The organism is Dolichospermum circinale AWQC131C (assembly GCF_000426905.1).
GTDB classification, from domain to species: Bacteria; Cyanobacteriota; Cyanobacteriia; order Cyanobacteriales; family Nostocaceae; genus Dolichospermum; species Dolichospermum circinale.
Genome location: NZ_APIY01000435.1, coordinates 1 through 1,979 on the forward strand (window position 1 = coordinate 1; position 1,979 = coordinate 1,979).

Genomic DNA, 1,979 nt, shown 5'->3' on the forward strand with positions numbered 1-1,979 from the left:
CCATACCTTCTCTCTTCAATCTTATACTCTTTTTGTCTCATTCTTAAGTTAAACTACTATATATTTAGCTCAAGCTGAATGCATTAATAATTTTCCTTTGCTAATATATCTAGTGAAAGGTTTAAAACCACCTTTTGATAAGGATATTCTTGATTCCTGGGAATCATATAAAAGACAAACTCCTCAAAATTTAGGATGGTATATTGATTTAGCTATTAAAACTTGGAATTATAGGCTTAAATAGTGGGTTATCTCTCATTTTCTAGCTTAGATTAAGGAAAGCAACCCAACATAATGAAAATATCTGATTCATATTTTTTGTCTGAATCAGGATATCCAGGATTTTAGGATTTACAGGATTGTGATTTGTAGGTTGTTGGTGGGATGCTGAAATTGTCATTGTCAGAATCAGGATATCCAGGATTTTAGGATTTACAGGATTGTTATTGATGAATTGTCTGTGAATATTGAAAGATGATAATTACAATCACAGGATATTATCTATCATCCAAAAATTGCCATTTTTCTTAAACAATAAAAAAAGGTTCTACCGCTCTCCTTATGGAAGAGAATATTAATTTAATTTTTGTAGGTTGGGTTGAACGAAGTGAAACCCAACATTCGCGGGAGGATAGTAAGAGGTGTTGGGTTTCGTGCCTCAACCCAACCTACAATAAATGTTGTGTTACATAAAGGGAACGGTAGAGCCTAAAAAAATTACATCCTGTACATCCTCTAATCCTGGTTATCCTGATTATGACACAAAAATGCTCAAAAATCTCAAATTTAACTGAATCTCAATCAACCCAATTAACAACTTTTATCCCAGGTATTTGTTGAAAATGACGCAGGTTTCTTGTTACTAAGATAGCACGATTTACTAAGGTAATACTAGCAATCAATAAATCAGCTTGTCCTATTTTACGCAGTTTAGAAATAGCACGTAACCTGTTAAACTCGTCTGCTGCTAACTGATTAATAGGAATAATTGGTAGTTGATTTAAAAGTTCTTCTGTACGAAATAATAACTCCTGTGCTTTTATTAATTTTTCTCCTGTATCAGCTTTGAGAACATAATCAATTCTTCCCCGCAAAACCTCAATTTTAGTAATGATAGTAATTGCAATTAAATCATCCTCTACAGTATTTAATTGCTTAACTACATTACTGTTTCCCGCGTGTAGATGCGTTAGAGTATCAGTATCAAGTAAGTACATTAAATCTCTTCATCCTCATCAACTTCTGCTCTTCCTCTTGCTTCATAAATAGATGCTCTTAAATCAGCTAATGAATCATCATCAGCAAAAGTGCCAGCTTGTTGAATGAGAATATATCGGTGAGATGGAGAACTTAACCATTCATCAATTGCAACTTTTAAAAATCTCCAGTTATTCTCTATTTTTTGTCCAGGAATATTCCCCAGTAATGTTTGACGAATTACCGCTTCTTGAGGTAAACGCAAATATTCGGCAACTTCATCAATTGTAAGAACTTCTGGTAATGTTATTTGACTCATAAGGATTGCCACAACCTTGTATTTTTGTTAATGTTTATAGTTAATATTTCAAGTCAAAATGTTGATTTTTTGGCAAAATCATCAAAAGACCGAAATCTTCCTGCTTCAAAATCATCTAATCCTTGCTGAATACCGTGAATAGCTGCTTGTGAGTCTTCTAATTCCCAGTCTAGGATATTTTTTAATAATTCAGCCGCAACTAAACTGATATCTTTTCCTTGTTGGGTTGCTTTTTCAAGTAGTCTTGCTTCTAGTTCTGGAGTTAGGGAAATAGCGATCGCCATAACTGTATATTTTGGTGAAAGTTTATAAATATTATAACATCCTGTAAATCCTAAAATCCTGGATATCCTAATTCAGACAAAAATATTTTAAATTATCGATATTTTTATTGTTGATCATGTTATAATATAAAAGTTATCAAAATTATTAAAATAATTCTATGATGACTCAAGTAATGATT

General features: G+C 32.2%; 3 protein-coding genes. All 3 read right to left on the reverse strand.

What is annotated here, in order from left to right; translation table 11 throughout:
- Positions 1–797 precede the first annotated feature (797 nt).
- The 3 genes from ACIR131C_RS0100770 to ACIR131C_RS0100780 are packed head-to-tail and all read right to left on the reverse strand — an operon-like array spanning position 798 to position 1,800.
- The gene (locus tag ACIR131C_RS0100770) at positions 798–1,217 is read right to left on the reverse strand and encodes a type II toxin-antitoxin system VapC family toxin (protein WP_028088696.1); all 420 of its coding nucleotides are present in this window, start codon (positions 1,215–1,217) and stop codon (positions 798–800) included.
- Positions 1,217–1,516 (reverse strand): helix-turn-helix domain-containing protein, encoded by a 300-nt coding sequence (locus ACIR131C_RS0100775; protein WP_028083851.1) that lies wholly within the window; start codon positions 1,514–1,516, stop codon positions 1,217–1,219. Before ACIR131C_RS0100775 ends, ACIR131C_RS0100770 begins: the two co-directional genes overlap by 1 nt.
- 53 nt (positions 1,517–1,569) lie before the next feature.
- A complete protein-coding gene (locus ACIR131C_RS0100780; protein WP_028083852.1) occupies positions 1,570–1,800 on the reverse strand; it encodes a hypothetical protein in 231 nt (76 codons plus the stop codon).
- Positions 1,801–1,979 lie beyond the last annotated feature (179 nt).